Genomic DNA, 26,396 nt, shown 5'->3' with positions numbered 1-26,396 from the left:
GGAGAAGATTAATATGAAAATGGAACAATATATAGATCATACACTATTAAAACCACAAGCAAGTGAGGAAGAGATTATAAAAGTTTGTGCTGAAGCTAAAAAATACGGATTTGCTTCAGTGTGCGTTAATGCATATTACGCAGCACTTGTAAGTAGTGAGTTAAAAGGAAGTAACGTAAAAACTTGTATCGTTGTTGGATTCCCACTGGGTGCGACTACTAAAGAAGTAAAAGCATTTGAAGCTAAACAAGCAATTGAAAATGGTGCAGATGAAATAGATATGGTAGTTAATGTTGGAGCTATAAAATCAAATAAATATGAAGTAGTAAAAGAAGACATCAAAGCGGTTGTTGAAGTTGCCAGTGGCCGCGCAATAGTAAAGGTAATAATAGAAACTTGTCTTTTAACTGATGCAGAAAAAGTTAAGGTATGTGAAATAGCTAAAGAAGTTAACGCAAACTTTGTAAAAACTTCAACAGGATTCTCAACAGGCGGAGCAACAGTTCATGATATAAAATTAATGAGACAAACTGTTGGACCTGATATGGGAGTTAAGGCTTCTGGAGCAGTAAGAACAACGGAAGATGCAAAAGCTGTTATCGAAGCTGGTGCTAGTAGAATAGGGGCTAGTAGTTCTATAGCAATAGTTGAGGGAACTAAGGATTCAAATTCTAATTATTAAATTTGAATACATGCAAAAAAATAAATAATTAGGAGTTGAGTATTATGAGAATGTACGATTTAATAATGAAAAAAAGAGATGGCGGCGAACTTACTACAGAAGAAATTAATTTCTTTGTAGGTGGATATACAGATGGAATTATCCCGGATTATCAAGTTTCAGCGCTGCTTATGGCTATATACTTTCAAAAGATGAATAAGAGAGAAACAGCAGATTTAACAATGGCAATGGTTAATAGTGGTGAAATTATTGATTTATCTGCTATTGAGGGTGTAAAAGTTGATAAACATAGTACTGGTGGTGTAGGGGATACAACTACACTAATACTTGGACCTATTGTTGCAGCAGCTGGAGTACCAGTTGCTAAAATGTCAGGAAGAGGACTTGGACATACCGGTGGAACTATTGATAAGCTAGAAGCTTTTGAGGGCTTCTCAGTAGCTATGTCCATTGAGAAGTTTATGCAAAATGTAAATGGAGTTAAAATTGCTATAGGCGGTCAAACTGCTGATTTAGCACCAGCAGACAAAAAGCTATATGCACTTCGTGATGTTACCGCAACTGTTGATAATATGTCTTTAATTGCAGGAAGCATAATGAGTAAAAAAATAGCTTCAGGTGCAGATGCTATAGTACTTGATATAAAAACAGGTAGCGGCGCATTTATGAAAAATGAAGATGATGCTTTTGAACTTGCAAGGGAAATGGTTGATATAGGAAATAACGTTGGTAGAAACACTATTGGTGTAATAACTGATATGGACCAACCACTAGGCTTTGCAGTTGGTAATGCACTAGAAGTAAAAGAAGCTATAGATACATTAAAAGGTGAAGGTCCTGAAGATCTTACAGAACTTTGTTTAACCTTAGGAGCGCATATGCTTGTACTAGGGAAAAAAGCAAAGGATGCAGATGAAGCAAGGAAAATACTTAAAGACATTATAAAATCAGGAAAAGGTCTTCAAAAATTAAGAGAACTTGTAGTAGCACAAGGTGGAAATCCAGCTTATGTAGATGATACATCATTATTCCCAGTGCCAGCTATTGTAGAGGAAGTTATATCAAGTGTTGAAGGCTATGTAAAAGCAATAAAAGCGGATGACATAGGAAGAGCAGCATTAGTTTTAGGCGCTGGCCGTGAAACTAAAGAAAGTATAATAGATTTAGCAGTGGGTATTGTTCTTCATAAGAAAATCGGCGATTTTATAAAGAAGGGCGAGGCTATTGCAACTATTTACGCAAATGATGCGCAAAAACAAAAAATATCTGTAAAAATGGTATTAGATGCATATGAAATAGTACAAGAAGAAATAAAAGCTAAACCATTAATTAAAGGCATTGTTACAAAAGATGGGATAACAAGATATTAATTAAATATTTTAGAAAGTAAGAATAGAGGGTATATACCTTCTATTTTTACTTTCTTTTTTTTTAGCGGGCTAAGAAAAGTATATATTACGTAAATTGTATTCGAACAAGCGTTAGTAATTCTTAATTAATTTTAAAGAAAGATGCGTTAAGAAAAGTGCATGTTTGAGCGCAAGCGAGTTTGCACTTTTTAGCATCTTTCTTTAAAATTAATTTAGAATTACTCAGCGAAGTGAGATACAATTGTAGTAATATATACTTTTTTAATTGAGTTAAAGTGTACTTTCGAGTTACAATGTGTATAGATTTAAGGGGAGGCGTAGATGATGAATATTCTAATTGTAGAAGATGAACAGGATATAAGAGAATTGCTAGAGATTCATTTATCAAAAGAAGGATATAAAATTTTCACAGCAGAAGATGGAATGCAAGCCTTGGACATATTTCAAAATAAAGATATAGATATTGCACTACTTGATGTTATGATTCCGAAAATTGACGGATTTAATGTTTTAAAAAAGATTAGAGAAACTAGTGAAATACCAGTAATTTTTATAACAGCAAGAGAAGAAGAGTCGGATAAAATCCTGGGTCTTGGACTAGGTGCAGATGACTATGTTATAAAACCTTTTAGTCCTATTGAAATAATTGCACGAGTTAAGGCTCAACTGAGGCGGTATTATAAATATTCTAATAAAGCTCATAAAACTGTAACAATAGTTGGGGAGTTAATGCTGGACAAGGAAAGTTGTAGCATTTATAAAAACAATATAGAGTTAGCTTTAAATCCAAAGGAGTATAGGTTACTTGGGTTTATTTTAGAGAATCCCGGAAAGGTATATACTAAAAAGCAACTATATGAAATAGTTTGGGAAAATCCGTATTATGGGGATTCCAATACTATTATGGTGCATATAAGTCATATTAGAGAGAAGATTGAAGATGATCCTAAGAATCCTAAATATTTAAAAACTATAAGAGGCATAGGGTATAAAATGGAGCAGCATCATGATTAACAGAAAAAAAGTAAAAAAAATAGCTACATACTTTAAAAGCAAAAAAATGGAGACTCAATTATTTAAAAATTACATCCTGTTTTTGATTATTTTAATTGCAATATTCCTTCTAACTATGGGATCATTATTGTTTTATTTCTCTATTAATTATATGGGCGCCACAAGAGATAATACTAAAGCCTTATATATTATAAAGGAAAATTATAAGGATATTAATGTTTCAAATTTTATAAAGTATAAGGGCTATGTGGAAGTGCTTGATAAAAACCTAGTTATTGTTATGGAAAATGGAAGTAAGCATAAAATCGGATTTAAATACTCACAGAAATATTATAAAGATATGATTACTAATAATTTAAAGGATGGCTATTTTTATACTAGTAAACATGGGGAGAAGGAAGACTTTATTTTAATTACGGCTATGCCTAACAGTATTTTTGACACCTATACCTGGGGACTTGAACATAAAGAACAACTAGAAGGTGCGAACAATCATAAAAAGAGTGGGCTAACTTTTTTAAGAATATTTCCTTTTATTATATTTATATTTTTAATATCTACAATGGTACTTTATTCTAAACTTACATCAAGGATTTTTGTTAAACCCTTAAAAAAACTTTTAGAAGGGGTTAATACAATAAAAGATGGTGAATATTCAGCGCGGGTTGAAATTAATTCTTTAAATGAAATAGGTCAATTAAAGGATGCTTTTAATCTAATGGCAGAAAAAATACAACAAGAGAAATTATTAAAGAAAAAAGCAGAGAATAACAGGAAAAGAATGATTCTTAACATATCTCATGATTTAAGGAATCCATTAACAAGTATATTGGGGTATTCAGAGTTTTTATTAGAAAATGATGATGTTTTACAAGAAGACAAAAATAAGTTGTTAAAAGTTATTAATAATAATAGTAGACGCGCAAATGACTTAATTCAAGACCTTTTTGAATTTTCACGTGTTGAAAGTACGGAATACAAATTAGATATAGAAAGGCATGATATAGGTGAGTTTTTAAGAGAACTTATTGCAGGCTATATACCCGTAATGGAGCAAAAGGGCGTGCAATACCAATTTGATATTGCAGAAGATGAAGTAGAATTTTCATTTGACAGGAAAAACTTGGATAGAGCCTTAAGTAATATTATACTAAATAGTATGAAATATAATAGCCCTGGGATTACTATTAGCATCAAATTTTTAATGGATGCGGGAAAGGCTGTAATTATTATTGAAGATGATGGAATAGGAATATCTAAAGAATTTGAGGGGAATATTTTCGATCCTTTTGTTAGAGTAGATACTACAAGAAATTCGAGAAATGGTGGTACAGGCCTTGGGCTTGCAATATCAAAGTCTATAATTGAAAAGCATGGCGGAAACATATGTTTAGTGCAGGATAAAGATAAAGGTTGCAAATTTATAATCAGATTGTAGGAGGAAGAAAATGAGTGATAAGTATGTGCTTACCATAGATTGTGGAACACAAAGTATAAGGGCACTTATCTTTGATAAAAATGGCACATTGCTATGCAAGAAGAAAAGAGAATTTGAACCTTATTTTTCTAATTACCCAGGCTTTGCGGAGCAGAATCCGGAGGTGTATTGGGATAATTTATGTATAGTATGCAAAGAACTTAAGGAAGACTGTAAGGAAATTTGGCAAAAGGTAGAAGGAGTGGTTGTAACAACCCTGAGAGATACATGCATTAACCTTGATAAAGAGCACAATGTACTAAGACCTGCTATCCTTTGGCTTGACCAAAGAATAGCAGACAATGTTGCAGAGTTTTCAAATATAGAGAATTTAGCCTTTAGGGCTATTGGTATGAAGCAAGCTATTGATATCTCACAAAAAAAAGGAAAGGCTTATTGGATAAAGCAGCACGAACCAGAAATTTGGGAAAAAACAGATAAATATATCCTTATTTCAGCGTATTTTCATTTTAAACTTACGGGGAAAATCGTAGATTCAATAGCCAATCAAATAGCACATATTCCCTTTGATTATAAAAACAAGTGTTGGCCCAAAAGTAATACAAGTTATAGATGGACGCTTTTTGGAATAGAAAGAGAAAAACTGCCACTACTTGTAAATCCAGGGGAGATAATAGGGCAAATAACAAAGGAAGCATCAGAACTTACAGGTATAAGACAAGGAACTATTTTAATAGCTGGCGCTTCAGATAAGGGTTGTGAGACTTTAGGAAATGGATGTTTAGACACTGGGTCTGCAAGTATAAGCTTTGGTACTACAGCTACAGTACAAACTACATCAAAGAAATATTTTGAACCTATAAAGTTTATGCCCGCTTACCCTTCTGCTGTGCAAGGACATTATAATCCTGAGGTGGAAATATTTAGAGGATATTGGATGATAAGTTGGTTTAAGAGCGAATTTTCTATGAGAGAGATGAAGGAAGCCTTGGGCAAGGGCATATCACCAGAATCCCTTTTAAATGAGAGATTGGATGAAATACCACCAGGCGCTCATGGCCTAATCCTTCAACCTTACTGGGGTCCGGGACTGAAAATGCCAGATGCAAAAGGTGCAATAATTGGTTTTGGAGATGTGCATACTAGGGCACATATTTACAGAGCAATTATAGAAGGTATTAATTATGCATTGCTTGAGGGTATTGAAAAAATAGAAAAAAAATCAGGTGAAAAAATAGTGGAGATTGCAGTTTGTGGAGGTGGGTCACAAAGCGATACTATTTGCCAAATAACTGCCGACATGCTAAATAGGAAAATATATAAAGGGCAAACCTATGAAATATCAGGACTTGGAGCATCAATTATAGGTTACGTAGCCTTGGGAGTATATAGCTCTTATGAAGAGGCTATAAAACACATGTTTAAAAGGACAAAGGAGTTTACTCCTAATGTTTCTAATGCTGAGATCTACAGAAAGTTATATAAGAAGGTATATACAAAAATTTATCCTAGTCTTAAGAATTTATATAAAGATATTAAAGAGATAACAGGATATCCAAAACATTAAATTTTATCTTATCCAAAGGGTTTTAGACTTAAGTGTAGAAATATTATATATGAGTAGTTTTAATAAAATAATTTATTTACTATACGTTTGATATTGAAGGGAGAAATGAAATGTTACAAAGAATTAAAGTTAATTTAGAAGCGGTAGAGGCTATGCTTTATTTTTGGATGGCCGCAAGTGAAAAAGAGAATGTAGCAGAAAAATTTTTTTACGACGTAGCTGATATGCCAGGACTCTCCTGTGCCTATGATGAGGAATTTAATGGGGAATCAGTAAGAAGAGCTTTAAGTGCAATAAAGAATAGGGAGCCTTTTGCTGGAAATAAGAAGGAGCTAAAGTTTTGGAACAATAACATGTGGATGATGGAGGATTTCGAATATACAAATGCAATGGCGTCTCCTGTAAAGAAACTTAACTTAGATAACCTAGTAGGAAAACTCGCGCAGCTTGAAGGTGCTAATAAATATGATGAATTAGAGGTTATATTTTCACCATTGCATTCAGATGAGTATATAATTACAGGAAATAAATTAGTGGTTAATTTCTTTAGAGTAAAGCCTGATTTTGCACAGGATAAAACATATATTGGAGAGATTGAACTTAATGAATACATAGAAGAAAAACTAAAGGAATTAATAAATAAATGATAATCAATATAAGAGTTAATGTAATGTTGGTATTTTTTGTTTCATAATTTATATTCTTTAGTAGGTTTAAAAGCCTATATTATGACTAATGTATTTGTAATAATATAGGCTTTTTTTGTATTAATCATAGTTTTTGTGATAAACTTATAAAGTTAAATATATTAGGAGGCGATTAGTTGGATAAATCAAAACAATTAGGAGAAGAAAGTATAGGTAAGTTACTTATGAAGTTCTCTATCCCAGCAATTGTAGGCATGCTAGTTAATGCACTATATAATGTTGTAGATAGAGTGTTTATAGGACATATAGGGGGAGGCATAGGGAAAATTGCCCTAACAGGAGTTACAGTTACTTTTCCCATTTCTACTATAATTATGGCTTTTGGAATGCTAGTGGGAATTGGAACTGCTGCACTTATATCTATAAAGCTTGGGCAACAAAAAAAAGAAGAGGCAGAACATATTTTAGGAAATGCCCTTACCCTTATTATTATAACCTCACTTATAGTAACTGCTGTAGGGCTTATATTTTTAGAACCCATGTTACTAAAATTTGGAGCTAGTAGTGAGACTTTACCTTATGCCAAGGAGTACATAACAGTAATACTTATCGGTGTAATCTTCCAAAACGTAGGTTTTGGATTGAATAATACTATACGATCTGAAGGAAATCCACGAATAGCTATGTTTACCATGTTGATTGGTGGAATATTAAATACAATTTTAGATCCTATTTTTATTTTCGTTTTTCATATGGGAACTAGAGGAGCAGCTATAGCAACTGTTATTTCACAAGCTGCAAATACTATATGGGTATTATACTATTTCTTTGGTGGTAGTAGTGTATTAAAAATACGTTACAAAAATTTAAAATTAGATTTTAAGGTTGTAAAGGGTATTTTTGCTATAGGTATGTCTCCATTTTTCATGCAAATAGCGGCAAGTGTAGTAACTATTATTTCTAATAAAAGTTTATTTAAATATGGTGGCAATTATGCAATAGGAGCCATGGGAATTATTACGAGTATAGTAATGATGGTATTAATGCCTATTTTTGGAATAAACCAAGGATCCCAACCAATTATTGGATATAACTATGGAGCTAAAAAGTATAATCGTGTAAAGAAGGCTTTAAAGCTGGCTATATTGTCAGCTACAATAATTACTACAAGTGGATATATAATTATACAGTTATTTCCGAAACAACTTATAAGCATATTTAATAATGATCCAGAACTAATAGGAATAGGAATTCATGGCATTAGAATATATCTATTTATGCTTCCTATAATAGGCTTTCAAATAGTTAGTTCTAATTATTTCCAGGCTATAGGTAAAGCTAAAATATCCATATTCTTAGGCTTAAGTAGGCAAGTGATAATCCTTATACCATTACTATTTATACTGCCAAGATACTATGAATTAAACGGTGTATGGATGTCAGGGCCTATATCTGATGCATTAGCATCAATTTTAACAGCAATATTCTTATTTGTGGAAATTAAGCATTTAAATAGATTACATGGTGAGGATAATGAAGTAGCTATATAAGGCACATTAAAAAAAATAGAAAAAATAGTAATGTATGATTGTTACTATTTTTTCTATTATAGAAAAGTACTATTTTTTATTATCAATTTTATAGAGTTCCTTCTGAAGGGTTTTTATACGGGTTTCTATTTTCTTTAAGGTATTGCAATAATCTATTAGGGAATCGTCAATGTGTTTATCATTTTTGAAAATTGTGTATAATTCCTTTCCCATATCTTTGTAGAGATCATCCATACTATTTTCCTCGGAATGAATTTTATATTTAAGTTTAGATATTTCAATAAGATTTTCAGATTTGTTTGAGATAACATCAAACCCATTGCTTATAGAATCTTTTATTTTGTTTAAATTATGCGATGAAGGCATAATATTTCCTCCTTTATGTTATTATTTAACTAAATGGATAGACTTAATAATATACTATTTAATGTAACGTATATATGTTACTAAAAAATGTGATTATGGTAATATAAAGCTTTTGTATAAATTAAATGTAGAATTTATAATCTTAATATGGTGGTGATAATGTGAATAATAAAGAAAAACCAATAGGATTTTTTGACTCAGGTGTGGGTGGAATAAGTGTTTTAAAGGAATCTCTAAAAATACTGCCAAATGAAGATTTTGTGTATTTTGGAGATTCATTAAATGCGCCTTATGGAACTAAAGATGTAAATGAAGTTAAAAAATTAACTTTTAATGCAGTAAATTTTCTTTTGGAAAAAGGGGCAAAAGTAGTAGTAATTGCTTGCAATACTGCCACTAGTGCAGCTATAGATGACCTTCGACGAAAATATAAGGACATACCTATAATTGGTATAGAGCCAGCCCTAAAGCCTGCTGTAGAAATAAGTAGGGGTAAAAGTATAATTATTATGGCGACTCCAATGACACTTTCTGAAAAAAAGTTTAGTAATTTAATGAAGAGATACAATAAAGAAGTAAATATGATATCTCTACCTTGTGCGGGCCTTGTTGAATTAATAGAAAATGGAATTATAGAGGGAGATCAAATCCAAAGTTATTTAAGAGATAAGTTAAAAGAGTTTATAGGAATAGACCTTGCCTCTATAGTACTTGGATGTACTCATTATCCATTTATAAAAAAGGAATTAAGCAAAATAGTTGGAGAAGAGACAATTATAATTGATGGAAGTGTAGGGACAGTAAATCAACTAAAAAGGCAACTTACTCTTAATAATATGTTAAATGAAAAGAAAACAAAGGGAATTGTAACTATATATAATTCTGCTACAAGTAGCAGTTCTGCTATAAATAGTAATATGATAGATTTAAGTTATACATTATTAAAGTCATAAATAGATTTTAATAATGTATACATGTAAAAATATTTTAAAACTAAATTAAGTATAGCAACATCACCACTAGGTGAATACACTAAATTAGGCACATAAAAATAAATAACAAGTCAATCCATACTAGCATACCGACTTGTTATTTGTTTATTTTGCCTTATATAAAAAAGCATCGGAAATAAGGTGATGAAATGAAAGTATTCAAATTAGAAAAAAACAATGAACATCACATAGGTCATGATATATTTAACATGAAGATTGAAGAAAGAAAAAAAATCAATTGTATAATAATCAATAATCCAGTGCAAAGTAATTGTTTGTGTGTTATAAATCATCTAGTATGTAAATCTGAAGAAAATAAAAACATTGCACATCTAATCATTGCAAGTGAGGATAAACAGGTAGAAGATATAACTAGATTTGGTAGTTTAAATGTTGGCTATGAGTATGATCGAGCAGAAGCTTCTGGTAATTTAGAAATAGATATAGTTAATATTGATAAAAATCGAGAGATAGATATGCTAGAGGAACATTTTTTAATAATACTTCCAGGAGGAAATATTCGCATAAAACTAGAGGAACCTCAAGAAAAGATGATGTTGAAAATAAGCCTGGGTCAACAAGTTATTTAAGCAATTGTTGGTTAAAGCATCTAAAAAAAATGACTAGGGTTATATACGAGTTATTTTTTTAGGTGCTTAATATATAAAAAATAGTAAATACTATAAAATGTGATATAATTTATAGTGAATACATAATAAAAGGAGAGATAAATATATGAATCCAATAGTAACAATTAATATGGAAAATGGTAATATCATAAAGGCAGAATTGTACCCAGAGGTTGCACCTAACACAGTAAATAATTTTATTAGTCTTATAAACAAGGGGTTTTACAATGGAATTACTTTCCATAGAGTAATTCCAGGCTTTATGATTCAAGGTGGATGCCCTGAAGGAACAGGAGTTGGCGGACCAGGGTATTCAATAAAAGGCGAGTTTTCTACTAATAAATTTAAAAATGATTTAAAACATTCAACAGGTGTTTTATCAATGGCTAGATCTAATGATTTAAATTCAGCAGGAAGCCAATTTTTTATTATGGTAGCTAATTCTCATCATTTAGACGGAAGCTATGCAGCTTTTGGAAAAGTAACAGAGGGTATGGAGCATGCTTTAGAAATAGCTAAGGTGGATAGAGATTTTAGAGATAAGCCAGCTAAAGAGCAAAAAATAAAAAGTATGAGTGTAGAAACTTTTGATATTGAGTATAGTCAACCAGAAAAAATGTAATAAAATTATAGGTGTCTAATCCTAAAGAAATATTAAACTGAATACAGGGGGGAAGATAGTTTGGAGCTTATTAATGAAAGACTTATCCTTGCATATGGGCTAAATGACATGGAAAAAGAAAAACTTAATAGTGTACTATCAAAACAAGGTATATTACCTTGCAAAGTAATGGAGAAAAACCTGGGCGAACTAACAATTAAAGAAATATTGTGTAACATAGAAGCTAAGGAAAGCAATATTGAATTACCCCATGAAAAATTACTTTTATTTAACAATTATCAAGATAAGCAGCTATATGCTCTAATTGATAGCATAAAAGAAGTTAAAAATCCTCAGACTATACTAGCCGCTGTAACACCAACATCTATAAACTGGACCCTTAGTTATCTTTTGCAGCACTTGATAGAAGAAAGAGAAGCTTACAGGGAAAGGTAATAAGACACATGGAAATATAAATCTTCTGCTATATGTAGAAGATTTATATTTTATGCTAAAATGTAGTAAAGGCTTTTATATGGACTTATTATGGTTTATAATACCATATAATGTAAATATTTAGAAATGTTTTAAAAATAATTATTTAACGATATTTCAGAAGGAAAGGCGGAGAATTATGAGCAGAGTAGGAGATAGGATTAAACAAGTAAGAGAATCAAAATCAATAACTCAAAAACAATTAGGTAAGAAAATTGGAGTTTCTGAAAGTTTTATTAATGAAGTAGAACTGGGTAGAAAAGTTATAAACGAAAAATTTTTAGAAAAAATATCTAAAATTCTAGGAGAAGAAATTGAAGATACTTCTGTATCATTTCAAGCAGATGCGTATGTAGAGGAAAGAAAACCTAAATTTGAAAGACCTAGTACAGAAAAAGTACAAGAGGTGTGGAATGATGCCTTTAGCTCAGTTTTAAAAGATGTTGCTATTTATAAATATGATTTAGCAAAAGCTATAGGTATAAAACAAATGCCTATAATATCTAATAAAGTAGATGGCTATGCTCAAGATAAAGTATTATTTTTAGAAATAGAGAATGACGATATGAGTGGGTTTAGAATTTGCAAAGGAGATATTGCTTTTGCTCATTTAACACATGAAATAGAAAATAACTCTATTTCACTAGTTGATTATAATGGAGAAAGAGTATTAAGACAAATAAAAAAACTGGAGGCCAATAAAATATTGCTTCTAAGCAATAGAAGCTCTATAAGAACTGACACGGTTAAACATACAGACATTAAAGTAATTGCAAGGCTAGATAGAGTAGAGTTTAAGGTATAGTTAACAGTAATTAATAAAAAAAACATAAATTAATGATAAATATTATTAACAAAGCACCTTTATTAGGTTATAATGTATATTAGAGAAAAAAATTAGTGGCATGTCAAAGAAAAGAGTCACTTAATAATTTAGATACGAAAGATAAACAATAGATAAAATAGGGGGATTAGCTTTATGAAGGGAACAGTAGTAGCTACTTGGATGAAAACTTGTAGAAAACTTTACGGTGAGAGTGTAGTTGATAGTGCTATGCAATCCGTGGGGTGGAATTCTAGTAAGATATTTTCACCAGTAGAGAATGTAGATGATGGACAAGTTAAAAGTGTAATTGATAATATATCAAAAAAACAAAATATACCCATTGATAAATTGTGGGGAATCATAGGAAAAGACAATTTAGTGGCTTTTCATAGAGACTTTCCTGCGTTTTTTGACACTGAAAATGTATATTCATTTTTAAAATCGCTATTTGATATACATGTAGTAATGACGAAAAAATTTGCTGGAGCTAAACCACCACTAGTAGGTATAACACCTATTTCAAGTCGCCAGGCTATCTTTACTTACAATTCTAAAAGAGGAATGTTTGATTATTTTCTAGGGCTTTTAGATGGAACTTGTGAGTACTTTAATGAGAAAATTGAAATTGAACAATTAGAAAAGACATCAGATAGTTTAAGTTTAAAACTTACCTTTGAAAAGGATATTTATTATAAGAAAACATATAAAATTAATAAAATGTTATCTTTAGGCTTTATTAAGAATATACCTGGAAAGGTAGGGGCATTTACTTTTATTATATCTTTACTTTTAGCTATGCCAATAGTGGGATTAGATAATATGGCAAAGGTATTAGGCCTTGCTGTAATTTCTGGAGCTACTTCAAGCCTTGCCTCTTTTATAATGGGGAGACCTGCAAAGATAATTTCACAAACTATAGACCAAATCAATAGCAATAATTACGTTGAAGATGGAGATATAGTCACTGGGGATGAATATGAAGAGCTATATAAAAAACTTAAAGAGTATAAAAAAGGGTTTAGAACAGATTTTGTTGAGTTTAAAGGTGTAACTGATGAGATGGATACTTTCGCTGAAAATATAAATAAAATCTCACATACTATGAACGATACATCTGAAGACATATCAGGAGTGGTTGATCAAATGGCTAGCTGCTCTGTAAGTCAAGCAGAGAATACTGAAAATGCTGTTTTAATCTTAAATGACAATATTAGGTCACTGAAGGATATTGTTAAAAATGAAAATGATAATAAGGATGAATTAGAAAAAGCTATTGTAAAGATAAATAATAGCTATGAAAGTGTTGATAGTACTAGCAAAAATATACTTGGAACACTAGAGAAATTTCAAGAAGTTAAGGACAATGGTATTAGCTTAGAAACAAAGGCTCGTGACATAACAAATATAGTATCAATTGTTTCCCAAATAGCGGAGCAAACAAATCTACTTGCCCTAAATGCATCTATAGAAGCAGCTCGTGCAGGCGAACAAGGTAGGGGTTTTGCTGTAGTTGCAGATGAGGTTAGAAAACTTGCAGAACAGTCTAAAAGTGCTGTAGAGGAAATTAATAGCAATTTAGTACAATTTGTTAAGGATATAAATACACTTGTTGATAAAATTGGTGACCAGTATGATATTCTCCAAAATGAAACTAAGGGGCTAGAAGAAGTAAGAGACATAAGCTATGAGGCCACAATGTCTGTTAGAACAGTTTCAACATCAATGATAAATACTATAAATGATTTAGATAGAGAAGCTAAATCTATTGCAAGTATATATGAAACAATAGAGTCTCTAGCTGCAATTGCAGAAGAAAATTCTGCATCTTCAGAAGAGGTAAGTGCAAATGTTGGAAGTTATACAAATGAAATAAAGAAGCTTATCGACAGTATATTTGAATTTAAGAAGATAACAAGTTCATTTAAAGATGAATTAAAAAGATATAAGATATAGTTTTTATAAGGGTTACTATGAGGTACCAAAATGAAAGCATACAGGATGATTATATCTTAAAAGGTCTCCATGATTAAAATCATGGAGACCTTTTGCTTATAGAAAATTTATACATCATTTAAATCAAAATCAGGTACAAAGTCAATAGAGGCCGTTCCACTTTCTTGAATAAAGCATTTTGTGATACCTAGGTTTATGCAGTAGTCAATTAGGGTATCATAATGATTAGGGTTTAAAGGTTTGTTTATTTCAGGATATTTAGCCGCCTTATGCATAGGTGTATATTGATTCATTAAGCTAATATACACTGAATCATGAAAGGTAGAATATATAAAATCTACTATTTTTTTAGAATCAAATAATAAGCCTGGTAGCATTAGGTGTCTAATTATTACTCCCTTTTGAATTAGACCTGCATCATCAAATTTAACTTCTCCTACTTGGGAAATCATTTCGGTAATAACTTCGCTAGCTATGTTGAAATAATTAGGAGCTTTTGAATATTTAAGAGCATATTTATTTTTATAATATTTTAAGTCTGGTAAATAAACATCAATAAAACCACTTAAGGCTTTAATTGTGTCTATACTTTCATATGCATTTGAATTATAGAGAATAGGAATGGTAAGGCCCCTACTTTTAGCAATTTTTAGTGCCTCTATTATCTGTGGTACATAGTGGGTTGGCGTAACTAAATTTATATTGTGGGCACCTCGCATTTGTTGCTCTAAAAAGATTTCACTAAGGCCATATATTGATACTATTTTTCCAGTACCTTTCTGACTTATGGTATGATTCTGACAAAATACACAGTTTAGATTGCAATTTGAGAAAAATACAGTCCCAGAACCAAATGTACCAGAAATACATGGTTCTTCCCATTGATGTAAGCTGACTTTAGCTATTTTAACATCCACAGAAGCAGTGCAAAAGCCTAATTCTCCATCTAATCTATTAACATAGCATCTCCTAGGACATAAAGAGCATTTTTCTAGCATACTTAAAAAACTGGAACTGTTTAATTCTTCTGTATCTTTATTAATCATTTTAATCTCCTTGTACTACAAGTTTAATTTACAGGTGCATTTAAATAAATATGATTAGCATCCTCTAATTGATATTTATTTTTATGCATCTTAGAATATATAAGAATTGTACAATTGGATATATATAATGTCAATTATGTTTTTTAGTGGTTTTCCTATAAAATATAATACACTGAATCATAAAAATAAGACTTATTGCACCAAAACCAGGATAAAGGACTTTAATTAAATTTTTAAATCCGATTTGCGAAATAGGCAAAGCTATAATAAGTATTAAAAATACAGCTTTTTTATAAGATATATTAAACTTTTTCTCCAAAGTTTTTCCTACGCTATAAATATTAGAAACTTCAGTGGAAAACATTTCAAACCAAATTACGCAAAGTAAAAGAATTTGCATTAACATACCAAAACGGTTTGTTATGTATAGTAGTGGAATCTCGTATTTGAAAATTTGAGGTATATTTAATAAAAGCATTATATTTATCAAATAGCATAATATGGTTAAGCCTAAAGCGCCTATTATAACTCCGGGAATAAGGATACGTTTATATTTTATTTCTTGACTAATTGGAACTAACACACCACTACAGCACAGCATATTAAAACCGGCATATAGCAAGGTTGAAAAAAACCATTGAGCAGGAATGGTATTGACTTTATAAGAAGGTATTTGTTTTATATAGGAAGCGTTTACCATATCTTTGTAAAGTACTAAGTATAAAACGAATATAGTTATAATAATCGTGGTAAGAATAGGCACTATGAAGGAATTTATAGTTATTAGCCCCTTGGTATCCTTAAGCAACGTATACAAAGAAATTATAGACATAAGTAAAATTCCTATCCATTTTGAAATACCAAAATATTGATGAACAAGTGCACCACTTCCGGCTAAAATGATGGCAGCACCAGTAATTAAGAAGAAACTGGTAAAAATATCTGTAATTACACCAAAAAAACCTGGGCTTACAATAGTTATAAGTTCAGTATAGGAACTTAATTTATATTTTAGACTAATAGAAACTATAATAGAACTAATTACAATGTAGATTAAACCGCATATGAGAATTCCCCAAAAGCTCACATATCCATAAGTGCTAAAAAATTGCGTTATCTCTTGGCCGGAAGCAAGTCCTGCACCAACTATAGTACCTATAAATACAGCTGCAGTTTGAAATATTGAATTGATGTTTTTTTTCAAAATATCTCCTCCATAAAATTATTAAATTGTTAAATGCATACAAATAAAATGTTATCTTTATAAATATATGTATACTGATTAATAATAAATAATGATTTTATAAATTAAAATTTTATTTAGTGGGAAACTATAATTATAATAATGAATTTAATGATATTTCAGCATCGCAGATGATGATTTAACTTTTAAATCATAAGTGTAAAGGTAATTATAAGAGATATCATTAATCAAAATTGAATTAAAAAGGAGTGAAAATATTGAAAAAAATTTTAAGTTGTTTATTAATAATATTTTATGTTTTATCTTTCACAGGATGTGCAAAAAAAGAGAGTGAAGAAAAGGTAAAAGTAAATGCTTTTGAAATTAAAAGTGCAACTAATGTAGTTGATAATTATATGAGCTTCCTAATGAAGGAAGATTACGAAAATGGTAAGAAATTATATACTAAGGAATTATCGAAAAAAAATGACCAGGTGAAACTTAATGATGTAAAGATAAAGGGCTATAAAGTTTCAGAAAGTAATGAAGTTGGTAGGAGCGGGATTTTTAAGGTTAGAGTTACAAGAACCTCCATAGTTAGTCCATTGTGTAGCTTGGATGAATATTCTATTAAAGTTGTCAAAGATGGTGCAGAATACAAAATAAGTGAAATTAATAATATGCCACAAAAAGAAGCGTTTGTTGAAGGAGTAGGTATTAGATATAGGGACAAAAAAAATGTAAAAACTAATTTGATTATTGATGTAGCGGGATTTCCTAAATACGTATATTCAAGAGATGATGTAGCGAAGTTGTATAAAATAATGGTGCCCTTAAAAGAATTCAGCCCAATGAATTTTAGTTATGAAGGAGAAAAACTTGCAGTTAGTACCTATAATAAAAATTCATTTATTGGAATTGTGAGTATTGATGAGTCTCTAGCAGTCCAAGGAGATGCTGGGAAATCAGGGGGGCAGTCATCGCAAGGTGGAGGGTCTGATATAATAGTTAAGGAGAAACCAATTGGAAAAGAGTTAATCACTTTAGATTTGCTCTTTAATTGCAAAGTGGAGTTTATGACCTTCTCTTTAGATGAAAAGTTTCTGCTTGTCCAATATACTAAGGAAAACATGGGAAAATATATTAGAGTCTATACAGTAGAGAATGGAGATATGATTCCTGTTAATTTTGAAAAAGATTATCCTATAGAAAAAGTGCAAATAGTATTTTCTTCTTTTGGTGAGGATAGTATGACATATGAAGTAATTCCTAAATCAAATATTAATAGTTCAGAAACAGACATTATTGGTAAATGGAAATTAAATTTAAAGGATTTTACAGTAGATAAATTATAATTAATACATTCTCTATAGACTATAAGGTATAATTAGCCTAGTCTCTTATAAAATAACTAGGCTAATGATTAGTCGTTAATTATAGCGACCCAGGAGATGATTTAACGACATTTCAGAAGGAAGTCTCCCATTTCTATAAGTGGGGGGATAACAATTGAGAATTGTTATCTACTCCAGAGGTCTACAAGGGGGTAAATATCCTTCTGAAGTCGTTAATTGCAGCATCGCAGATGATGATTTAATAGAGAAAGGATGAGATTAATGCAGAAAACATGGGGTGACAAAAAATATCACAGTTTGAATTATTTTTTAAGGGAGAAGTTTGGTGATAAGGTTTTTAAGGTTGCTTTGGACGCTGGATTTTCTTGTCCTAATAGGGATGGAACTATTAGCAGTGGAGGATGTTTATTTTGTAGCGAGCGAGGTTCAGGAGATTTTGGTGGGGATAGGAAATTTTCTATCACAAGTCAATTTGAAGATATAGTTAATATGATGAGTAAAAAGTGGAAAACAGGAAGGTATATTGCTTATTTTCAGGCCTATACCAATACATATGGGTCTATAGAAGTATTAAGAGAAAAGTATGAGGAAGCAATATCACAAGAGGGGGTAGTGGCACTTGCTATAGCTACTAGACCTGATTGCTTAGATGAGGATGTATTAGACCTTATAGAAGAATACTCGCATAGAGTATATACCTGGGTAGAATTAGGGCTTCAAACCAGTAAGGACGAAAGTGCAAAAATTATTAATAGAGGATATAAATTATCAAAATTTGAAGAGGCGCTAAAAGGGCTTAATAAAAGAAATATTGATGTGGTGGTCCATACTATATTTGGCCTACCTGGCGAAACTGAAGAGGACATGCTAAAAACAATAGACTATGTGGCACATAGTGATATAAAGGGTATAAAAATGCATTTGCTCTATCTTGTAGAGAATACACCAATGGTTGAGTTATACAACCTTGGAAAGCTTAAGTTTTTGGAAAAAGATGAATATATAGATATAATTGCAAGGTCAATAGCTATGCTTCCACCAAATATGGTCATTCATAGATTAACAGGGGATGCGCCAAGGGATCTGCTAATAGGTCCTATGTGGAGTTTGAAAAAATGGGAAGTTTTAAATTCTATAGATAATAAATTAAAGGAATTAGATCTATATCAAGGGAAAAATCTTGAAATCTAGCACAAGGACATTTGTGTCTTTCTACAAATTAGCTTTACCACTTTTGGGTGTTTTGCAACTAGATAATTGCGGTTTAAAGGTTTACAATATGTATATATAGAAAAATATATAGAATGTAAATCTAGGAGGAATATACTATGTCAAATTTATCATTAAGGCATTTATACAAGGTTTATACTGGAAATGTAACAGCGGTTAAGGATTTTAATCTTGAAATAGAAGATAAAGAATTTATAGTTTTTGTAGGACCATCAGGCTGTGGTAAATCAACAACTTTAAGAATGATAGCAGGTCTTGAAGAAATATCACAAGGTGAAATATATATTGGTGATAAACTTGTAAATGATATGGCTCCTAAGGATAGAGATATCGCTATGGTTTTCCAAAACTATGCATTATACCCTCATATGACTGTGTATGATAACATGGCATTTGGGCTAAAATTAAGAAAAATTCCAAAAGATGAAATAAAACAAAAGGTTACTGATGTAGCTAAAACACTTGATATAGAGCATTTACTTGATAGAAAACCAAAGGCATTATCAGGTGGACAAAGGCAAAGGGTAGCACTTGGAAGAGCTATAGTAAGAAATCCAAAGGTATTCTTAATGGATGAGCCACTATCAAATTTAGATGCTAAACTTAGAGTTCAAATGAGAACAGAAATAGCAAAACTTCATCATAAACTTCAAACAACTTTTATATATGTAACTCATGATCAAACAGAAGCTATGACTATGGGAACAAGAATAGTTGTAATGAAAGATGGACTTGCTCAGCAGGTAGATACTCCTCATAACATATACGAGCATCCAGTTAATATGTTTGTTGCCGGATTTATAGGAAGTCCTCAAATGAACTTTATGGAAGCTGTGGTTTTAGAACAAAAGGGTGAAGTAGTACTATCTTTTGATAATGAAATTATAGTACTACCAAAGGATAGAGCTCAAATTTTGAAAGAAAAATCATTTATAGGCAAAACTGTTTTAATGGGTATTAGACCAGAAGACATTGATGATGGTATTGACTTTCTTTCCAAAAATAAAAATTCAGTTATAGAAGCGAAAGTTGAAGTTACTGAGCTTATGGGTGCAGAGACTAATATTTACCTGTCAAAAGGAGATATAAGTATTGTAGCTAGAGTTAACGGATCTTCGTCAGCCAAAGTTGGCGATAAAATTAAAATTGCACTAGACACAAATAAAATTCATGTCTTTGACAAAGAAACTGAAAACACAATAATATAGGGGGAGATTCAATATGTACAATTTTACAGAATTCTTGAGGGATTTAAGTCATTCTTCAAATATACCATTTAATGTAGTTACAGAAGATGGCATTGCGCTATATATTAGTGACTTAGATATTGAAAATTCACATATAACCAACTATACTATTATGCTTGGGCGTGTTAAAGGCATAATAAGTTTAGAAAAGAAGTATGGAAATTGTACATCTTTACTCCAATATGTTATTGAAAACAAATATACAGAGCATTTTTTAACTAAAGAACAAGCAGTTATTGATATTTTAGAAAATAGAGAAATTTCTATTGATAATATTAATCACAATTTACCTTTTCTTGAAGATGGGTGTTATACCCTATTAGTAAGCGTAGATGGAAGTAAGTATGAATCGCTGAGCGTCATAAAACAAATATATGATAATGAGCCAGTTGTAAGTTTAATATATAATGATAGCATAATTGTAATTGGTGATTTTGAAGAAGTAGAGGAGCATGCAGAAAGTATAAAGGAATCTATCTCATCAGATTTGTATTGCAAATGTTATGTGAGTTATGCAGATAGAACTTATGATATAAAAGGACTTAAAAAAGCTTATAATGATGCTGTTCAATGTATGGAATTAGGTAAAAAATTCGATATAAAAGACCATACATTTAGTTACAATAAGATGCTATTTGAGAAAATTGTATATAATGTAGATGTTAAAATTAAGCAAGAACTGTTAGGAATGCTCAAAGACAAATTTGATGCTTTGGATAGTGAAATGATAATAACTATTGAGCAATTTGTAAATTGTGGTCTTAATATAAGTGATGCTGCGAGAAAACTATATGTTCATAGGAATACTCTTATTTATAGATTAGATAAGATTAAGAAAGAAACAAATTTTGATATTAGAGACTTTAAAGATGCCTCTGTGTTTCTTATAGGATTTTTAATATGGAAAGAAAATAAGGAATAGGTATATAGTTAATTTAGAAAATCTGCTTTTACTTCGTGTAAAGGCAGAATTTTTTTACAACATGAAACTTTTTTCTTAGGGCTTACTCAAATTATTTTGCGTAATATATTCTTTTGTTATAACGTAAGATAAGTTAAATGATAAAATATTATATGGCGTATTCAAAATGCGGAATAAAAATTTTATAAGAGGGAGAAATAAGATGCTTTTCATAAAACATAATTTATTATTTGTAGTACCATTTATTTTTGTATTAATACCATTTGTATTAATACATAGAATTTTAGAAATAAGAAAATACCATTATTTAGGTATTAAGACGACGCGGTATAGAGAAGTAGGAGCTGTTGCGTTAATTTACTCGTTAATTTTTATAGGGACATTAACCCTTGGAACAAGTATTTTTTTCTTTGATTTACAGTTCATTGTTCAACATATTCATGATTCAATAAAAAATATAAATATTATTCCATTTAAAGGAATGATTGAATTTGGAATACATGGTATTGTAAATATTTTTGGAAACATTTTTATGTTTATGCCTTTTGGATTTTTTGTTGCATTATTCTCTAAAAAAGACAAAAGGATAAAACATACAGTTTTAGCAGGTGCAGGAGTATCTTTAGTAATTGAAATTATTCAGATTTTTGTTATGAGATATATGGACATTAATGATATAATTTTGAATACTTTAGGAGCCTTTTTAGGATTTAAATTATTAAATCTTCTTGAAAAACGCTTTTCTAACTTTTTAAATAAATTTGCCATTAATAAAACAGTAAAGAAATTAACATTAAAAGAGAAAATAAAGGTTTATGCTATTACAATATTGCAAGTAGTTGTTTGGATTATAATGAGTTTTAACCTAAAACAAATGGTTATGTCCTTTTATCTTAAATCTACTGATATGCCTAATTTAAATAACATTGACCCATTTAAATTGACTTTACTCACACTTCCATTGTTAGTTTTTATAATATCCATAGTAATGCAATTTATATTTAAGAAAAGGTTAATTATTTTACTGATTAATTTTGCATTATGGATGATTGCAGTATTTACTTTATTTAATTCCAATTTCCTGATTTACTGTTTTATATACACCTTCATTTCATTACTTGGAACACTTATAGGAGATTTAATTATTAAATCTAAGAATAAGCTCATTAACAAAAGAATAAAATCAATTGGTAGCTGAGTTGAACCATTACATTTTGGAGGCGATCGGCAAAAATGGGTAAGGCAAATGAAAGTGTCTAGGGTTACTTCATCCTAGACTATTATATAAAATAGAAATATGTACTATAATTATATGTGCGTGACATAAGACAAAAAAATATTAAAGGGGAGCGAAGGATATGAGAATAGATATAATAGTTTCTGCCGATGATATAAAAAAAGAAAAAATAGCAAACAAAACAGTAGTGGTAATAGATATGCTTAGGGCAACAAGTGTAATAACTACTGCAATGAATAATGGATGCAAAGGTGTTATTCCTGTTTTAACAGTGGAGGATGCTGCGGGTATTGTGAGAAATAGCAAAGAGGAGTTTATGCTTGGAGGAGAGAGAAAGGCATTAAAAATAGAGGGATTTCACTATTCTAATTCTCCATTAGAATATACCAGAGAGAGAATAGAAGGCAAGACTCTTGTTATGACTACAACTAATGGAACTAAGGCTATAAAGGGCTGCGTGAGTGCCAGCAACATTCTAATAGGTGCCATGCTAAACGCTAAGGCTACTGCAAAAATAATAGTGGAATTAAATAAAGATGTAGTAATAGTTAATGCTGGAACCGATGGTGAATTTTCTATAGATGATTTTTTATGTAGTGGGTACATAATAGATTGTGTATTAAGTTTGGTACAAGCAGAGCTAACAGACATTGCTGTAACTTCTCACTATATTTATAAAAACAATGAAGATATTCATAGTTTTATAAAATATGCAAGTCACTACAAAAGGATTACAGAGCTAGGACTTGAAGCAGATTTGGAATACTGCTGTAGAAAAGACATTATAGATAAGGTTCCAGAATATAAGAATGGGATTATAGTTTAATAAAAATACGGTGCTAAATAAAAATAGCACCGTATTTTTATTTGCAAAATTATGTAATAATTAAGTTTATAATATTGAACTATTTCAAAATTAATAGAAAGGGTAAATAAAATTATAACTTCTCTTTTTATTTTTTTAAATTATTAAAATATGTTTTATTTAATTCGTGAACCAATAGAACTATATTTTTGTCTAATATGTGTAAACAAAAACTTGCAAGTCATTTTGTTTTTAATATTTAACATTTATAATTTTGTATAGGTGGTGTAAAGTTGGAATTAGAACTAGAATTTGAAATCAGACAAGCAATTCAAGGAAATAAAGATTCTTTTTCAAATTTAATTAAGCGTTTTGAAAATTCAATGTATAAGGTTGCAAAATCCATGCTTCAATCAGATGATGATTGTGCTGACGCAATTCAGGAAGCGATTCTTAAAGCGTACAAGTCCATTGATAATCTAAAGGAGATAAAGTTTTTTAAAACATGGTTAATAAGAATTTTGATTAACGAGTGTCATAACATTAATAATGTAAAAAGTAAGCTAATTCCTATCCACAAAATTGGAGAAACTGTTTGCGAAAAGTCGATAATTACAAATAGTGATGATAATATTGAAATAGAGGAAGTACTTAATTGCCTTGAGAATGATTTGAAAAGTGTAGTTATGTTATATTATTTTGAGGAATTTTCTATAAAAGAAATATCTAGTATGCTAGGTATACCGGGAGGCACAGTAAAATCAAGACTATCGAGAGCAAGATTAAAACTTAAAGTTATTTTAAAGAAAAACTTTCAAGGGAGTGAGTGCTATGAACGATGATTTTTTTGATAGGGAATTTATAAATAAAGCCAAGAATAGTAAAACTAAAGTACCACAGGTGGTTTTGGATAGGATAGATAAAACTTTAGCCTTATTACCTGAAAAAGAAACAGAGAATAAAAAGAGTAAACATGGGAGTACAATTCTTATTAGCAAAAGGCTAAAACAGTCTATAGTTGCTGCCGTTGTGACATTAATGGTTTTAAGTACTGCAGCCACAATATCACCAGTAATGGCTAATACTTTAAGTAATATTCCAGTAGTAGGTTCTGTATTTAAATTGTTTGGAGATATGGGATTAAAACTTGCTAGTGAAAAGGGGGCTTCTTCTTTAGTGGGGCAAACAAAAGCAGATAAAGATATAAAACTTACAATCAGCGACATACTTTATGATGGTTCAAGGATGTCCATTGGATATACTATGGAGGGCAATAAAGTTGGTGAACTTGGTAAGCCTGATTTATTGGTTAATAATAAACCTATTAACGCCTCAATATCTTATACCGGAAGATTATTAACAAAAAACACTTATATAGGGGTAATTAATGTTAGTCTTACAAGTGAACTCCCTAAAGATTTAAAACTTACAGTATTGATTAATAAGATAGGAAATACACAAGGAAACTGGAAATTTAAAGATATTACTGTAAAAAAACAAGACCATCTACTTAATTCTAAAGATATAACTGTAATGATTACTAAATCTGTAGGAAAAGGAAGTATAACTATAGAGAAATTAATCATTTCTGATTCCACGATAAAGGTAAATGCAGTTGAATCCAACTTACCCAGAGGTACGTTTTATCAATATGAGGTAATAGATAATTACGGTAATATATTAGAGACTATAAGCGGAAATGGTTATGGTATCGGCGAGGGTATTCAAAAAACAGAATTCACATTTGAACCACTAAATAACAAGCCTAAATATTTTATTATAAAAGTTGTAGGTAGTGAGGTGGTGTTTAAGATACCGATAAAATAGTCTATTTATAATAGTAATTTTGGAAAATACTAATACTTTAAGTGTCATTTTTGTATAAAGGTGCACTAGTGTAATAGTGGCCACATTATGTTTACAAAACAATCAAGATATTCACAGCTTTATAAAATATGCAAGTTACTATAAAAAAATACGGTGCTATATAAAAATAGCATCGTATTTTTGTCCCTTTAAACCACCTGGAATATATAAAATTTCAAGTAGTAAGATTCATCAGAATTCCATAGTATTGGATGATCTGCTGCTTGTGTTCTAAACTCTACTTGTCTAAGAGTTCGATTAGCATCTAAGGCCGCTTCAGCTATGGTATCTCTAAATAAATCAGGGTACATAAAATGAGAGCAAGAGCAAGTTACAAAATAGCCACCGGTTTTAACCAATTTAATACCACGTAGGTTAATTTCTTTATATCCTCTTGTAGCACCATCTATAGTAGAACGTGACTTTGTAAACGCAGGTGGATCTAGTATTACTACATCATATTGTCTTCCTTCTCTTGACCATTCGCGTAGCACGTCAAAGGCATTATGAGATTCGAATTTAACTATATCTGAAAGTCCGTTAAGCTCTGCATTTTTTCTAGAGCACTCTACTGCATAGTCAGAAATATCTACTCCAAGTACACTTTTAGCACCAGCTATACCTGCATTAAGCGCAAAAGAACCTGTGTGGGTAAAACAATCTAAAACGTCAGCATCCTTGCATAATCTCTGGATAGCCGCTCTGTTTTCTTTTTGGTCTAGGAAAAATCCAGTCTTTTGACCATTTTCAATGTCAACGTGATATTTAACACCGTTTTCAATAATTTCTAAATTAGTATCGAAGGGCTCTGTTAAAAAGCCTTTTGTCTGCTGCATCCCTTCAAGTTCGCGTACTCTAGCGTCACTTCTTTCATATACGCCTTTTGCATTATATTCATCTGTTAGTAGCTTAACAATTATATCTTTATATTTATCTATACCTAGTGCTAAAGATTGAATAACATAATAGTCTTCATATTTATCTATAATCATTCCAGGTACAAAATCTGCTTCTCCAAATAGGAATCTACAACTAGAAGTATCTATAACTGTTTGTCTATATGTCCAAGCAGCCCGAAGTCTTTTTCTGAAAAACTCTTCATTTATTTCTTCGTTAATATCTCGGGTCATTATTCTTATGGCAATTTTAGAAACGTCGTTTATGAATCCTTTTCCAATAAACTCTCCTCTAAAATTATATGCTTCAACTATATCTCCATTTTCATACTCACCATCAACATTTTCGATTTCGTTGGCATATATCCAAAGGTGACCATTTTCTGCATTTCTGCCTTTACCTCTATATAAGTAAAATTTACAACTCATTTTAAATTCCTCCTGTATTGTTAGACAGTATTAACACTATCTATATGTTT

Annotated in this window: 25 protein-coding genes; 21 read left to right on the top strand and 4 right to left on the bottom strand. The window is 30.7% G+C overall.

Annotation, left to right across the window (positions count from 1 at the left end):
* The first annotated feature begins 13 nt into the window (after positions 1 to 13).
* From deoC to G9F71_RS23645, 7 genes are all read left to right on the top strand, one after another.
* Positions 14 to 682 (top strand): deoxyribose-phosphate aldolase, encoded by a 669-nt coding sequence (gene deoC / locus G9F71_RS23675; RefSeq protein ID WP_164949407.1) that lies wholly within the window; start codon positions 14 to 16, stop codon positions 680 to 682.
* 44 nt (positions 683 to 726) lie between these two features.
* Positions 727 to 2,052, top strand: a complete 1,326-nt coding sequence (locus G9F71_RS23670; RefSeq protein WP_164949408.1) for a pyrimidine-nucleoside phosphorylase — start codon at positions 727 to 729, stop codon at positions 2,050 to 2,052.
* A gap of 324 nt (positions 2,053 to 2,376) precedes the next feature.
* Entirely contained in the window at positions 2,377 to 3,066 is a 690-nt protein-coding gene (locus G9F71_RS23665) for a response regulator transcription factor (RefSeq protein WP_124998860.1), read from the top strand.
* Entirely contained in the window at positions 3,059 to 4,504 is a 1,446-nt protein-coding gene (locus tag G9F71_RS23660) for a sensor histidine kinase (RefSeq protein WP_164949409.1), read from the top strand. The genes G9F71_RS23665 and G9F71_RS23660 overlap by 8 nt, the downstream gene beginning before the upstream one ends.
* A gap of 10 nt (positions 4,505 to 4,514) precedes the next feature.
* Entirely contained in the window at positions 4,515 to 6,071 is a 1,557-nt protein-coding gene (locus G9F71_RS23655; protein WP_164949410.1) for an FGGY-family carbohydrate kinase, read from the top strand.
* A 110-nt stretch (positions 6,072 to 6,181) separates the two neighbouring features.
* Positions 6,182 to 6,718 carry a hypothetical protein gene (locus tag G9F71_RS23650; RefSeq protein ID WP_164949411.1) on the top strand — a complete coding sequence of 179 codons (537 nt, stop codon included), beginning with the start codon at positions 6,182 to 6,184 and terminating at the stop codon, positions 6,716 to 6,718.
* A 176-nt stretch (positions 6,719 to 6,894) separates the two neighbouring features.
* Positions 6,895 to 8,268 (top strand): MATE family efflux transporter, encoded by a 1,374-nt coding sequence (locus G9F71_RS23645; RefSeq protein ID WP_164949412.1) that lies wholly within the window; start codon positions 6,895 to 6,897, stop codon positions 8,266 to 8,268.
* A gap of 69 nt (positions 8,269 to 8,337) precedes the next feature.
* Here the strand turns inward: G9F71_RS23645 and G9F71_RS23640 are convergent, their stop codons facing one another.
* Entirely contained in the window at positions 8,338 to 8,634 is a 297-nt protein-coding gene (locus G9F71_RS23640) for a hypothetical protein (RefSeq protein WP_164949413.1), read from the bottom strand.
* Positions 8,635 to 8,795: 161 nt separating this feature from the next.
* Here G9F71_RS23640 and murI point away from each other — a divergent pair, with 161 nt between their 5' ends.
* The 6 genes from murI (at position 8,796) to G9F71_RS23610 (ending at position 14,130) form a co-directional block, all read left to right on the top strand.
* Positions 8,796 to 9,587: a glutamate racemase gene (gene murI, locus G9F71_RS23635; RefSeq protein ID WP_164949414.1), complete on the top strand. Its 792-nt coding sequence runs from the start codon at positions 8,796 to 8,798 to the stop codon at positions 9,585 to 9,587.
* 188 nt (positions 9,588 to 9,775) lie between these two features.
* Positions 9,776 to 10,216 carry a hypothetical protein gene (locus G9F71_RS23630; RefSeq protein WP_164949415.1) on the top strand — a complete coding sequence of 147 codons (441 nt, stop codon included), beginning with the start codon at positions 9,776 to 9,778 and terminating at the stop codon, positions 10,214 to 10,216.
* Positions 10,217 to 10,361: 145 nt separating this feature from the next.
* A complete protein-coding gene (locus tag G9F71_RS23625; protein ID WP_164949416.1) occupies positions 10,362 to 10,877 on the top strand; it encodes a peptidylprolyl isomerase in 516 nt (171 codons plus the stop codon).
* A 60-nt stretch (positions 10,878 to 10,937) separates the two neighbouring features.
* A complete protein-coding gene (locus G9F71_RS23620) occupies positions 10,938 to 11,312 on the top strand; it encodes a DUF3783 domain-containing protein (protein ID WP_164949417.1) in 375 nt (124 codons plus the stop codon).
* A 178-nt stretch (positions 11,313 to 11,490) separates the two neighbouring features.
* Positions 11,491 to 12,156: a S24 family peptidase gene (locus G9F71_RS23615; protein ID WP_164949418.1), complete on the top strand. Its 666-nt coding sequence runs from the start codon at positions 11,491 to 11,493 to the stop codon at positions 12,154 to 12,156.
* A gap of 174 nt (positions 12,157 to 12,330) precedes the next feature.
* Entirely contained in the window at positions 12,331 to 14,130 is a 1,800-nt protein-coding gene (locus G9F71_RS23610) for a heme NO-binding domain-containing protein (protein ID WP_164949419.1), read from the top strand.
* A 107-nt stretch (positions 14,131 to 14,237) separates the two neighbouring features.
* On the opposite strand, the gene G9F71_RS23605 is transcribed toward G9F71_RS23610, so the two are convergent.
* Together G9F71_RS23605 and G9F71_RS23600 are read right to left on the bottom strand one after the other, a co-directional pair.
* On the bottom strand, positions 14,238 to 15,128 hold the full coding sequence (locus tag G9F71_RS23605) for a radical SAM protein (protein WP_164949475.1): 891 nt from the start codon (positions 15,126 to 15,128) through the stop codon (positions 14,238 to 14,240).
* Positions 15,129 to 15,306: 178 nt separating this feature from the next.
* Entirely contained in the window at positions 15,307 to 16,383 is a 1,077-nt protein-coding gene (locus tag G9F71_RS23600) for a transporter (RefSeq protein WP_164949476.1), read from the bottom strand.
* Between the two features lie 254 nt (positions 16,384 to 16,637).
* Between G9F71_RS23600 and G9F71_RS23595 the strand changes: the two genes are divergently transcribed.
* From G9F71_RS23595 to G9F71_RS23560, 8 genes are all read left to right on the top strand, one after another.
* Positions 16,638 to 17,714, top strand: coding sequence for a hypothetical protein (locus G9F71_RS23595; RefSeq protein ID WP_164949420.1), 1,077 nt, complete (start codon positions 16,638 to 16,640; stop codon positions 17,712 to 17,714).
* Between the two features lie 261 nt (positions 17,715 to 17,975).
* A complete protein-coding gene (locus G9F71_RS23590) occupies positions 17,976 to 18,905 on the top strand; it encodes a TIGR01212 family radical SAM protein (protein ID WP_164949421.1) in 930 nt (309 codons plus the stop codon).
* A 137-nt stretch (positions 18,906 to 19,042) separates the two neighbouring features.
* Positions 19,043 to 20,152, top strand: coding sequence for an ABC transporter ATP-binding protein (locus G9F71_RS23585; protein ID WP_164949422.1), 1,110 nt, complete (start codon positions 19,043 to 19,045; stop codon positions 20,150 to 20,152).
* 13 nt (positions 20,153 to 20,165) lie between these two features.
* Complete coding sequence (locus G9F71_RS23580) at positions 20,166 to 21,113, top strand: PucR family transcriptional regulator (protein WP_164949423.1); 948 nt, start codon at positions 20,166 to 20,168, stop codon at positions 21,111 to 21,113.
* Positions 21,114 to 21,315: 202 nt separating this feature from the next.
* Entirely contained in the window at positions 21,316 to 22,311 is a 996-nt protein-coding gene (locus tag G9F71_RS23575; protein ID WP_164949424.1) for a VanZ family protein, read from the top strand.
* Between the two features lie 160 nt (positions 22,312 to 22,471).
* Positions 22,472 to 23,176, top strand: coding sequence for a 2-phosphosulfolactate phosphatase family protein (locus tag G9F71_RS23570; RefSeq protein ID WP_164949425.1), 705 nt, complete (start codon positions 22,472 to 22,474; stop codon positions 23,174 to 23,176).
* A 272-nt stretch (positions 23,177 to 23,448) separates the two neighbouring features.
* Positions 23,449 to 23,997, top strand: coding sequence for an RNA polymerase sigma factor (locus G9F71_RS23565; protein WP_164949426.1), 549 nt, complete (start codon positions 23,449 to 23,451; stop codon positions 23,995 to 23,997).
* Positions 23,987 to 24,982, top strand: coding sequence for a DUF4179 domain-containing protein (locus tag G9F71_RS23560; RefSeq protein WP_164949427.1), 996 nt, complete (start codon positions 23,987 to 23,989; stop codon positions 24,980 to 24,982). Before G9F71_RS23565 ends, G9F71_RS23560 begins: the two co-directional genes overlap by 11 nt.
* A gap of 188 nt (positions 24,983 to 25,170) precedes the next feature.
* On the opposite strand, the gene G9F71_RS23555 is transcribed toward G9F71_RS23560, so the two are convergent.
* Entirely contained in the window at positions 25,171 to 26,346 is a 1,176-nt protein-coding gene (locus G9F71_RS23555; protein ID WP_164949428.1) for a class I SAM-dependent rRNA methyltransferase, read from the bottom strand.
* Positions 26,347 to 26,396 lie beyond the last annotated feature (50 nt).

Source organism: Clostridium sp. FP2 (genome assembly GCF_011065955.2).
GTDB classification, from domain to species: domain Bacteria; phylum Bacillota; class Clostridia; order Clostridiales; family Clostridiaceae; genus Clostridium_AD; species Clostridium_AD tagluense.
This window is presented reverse-complemented; position numbering and strand designations above follow the sequence as displayed.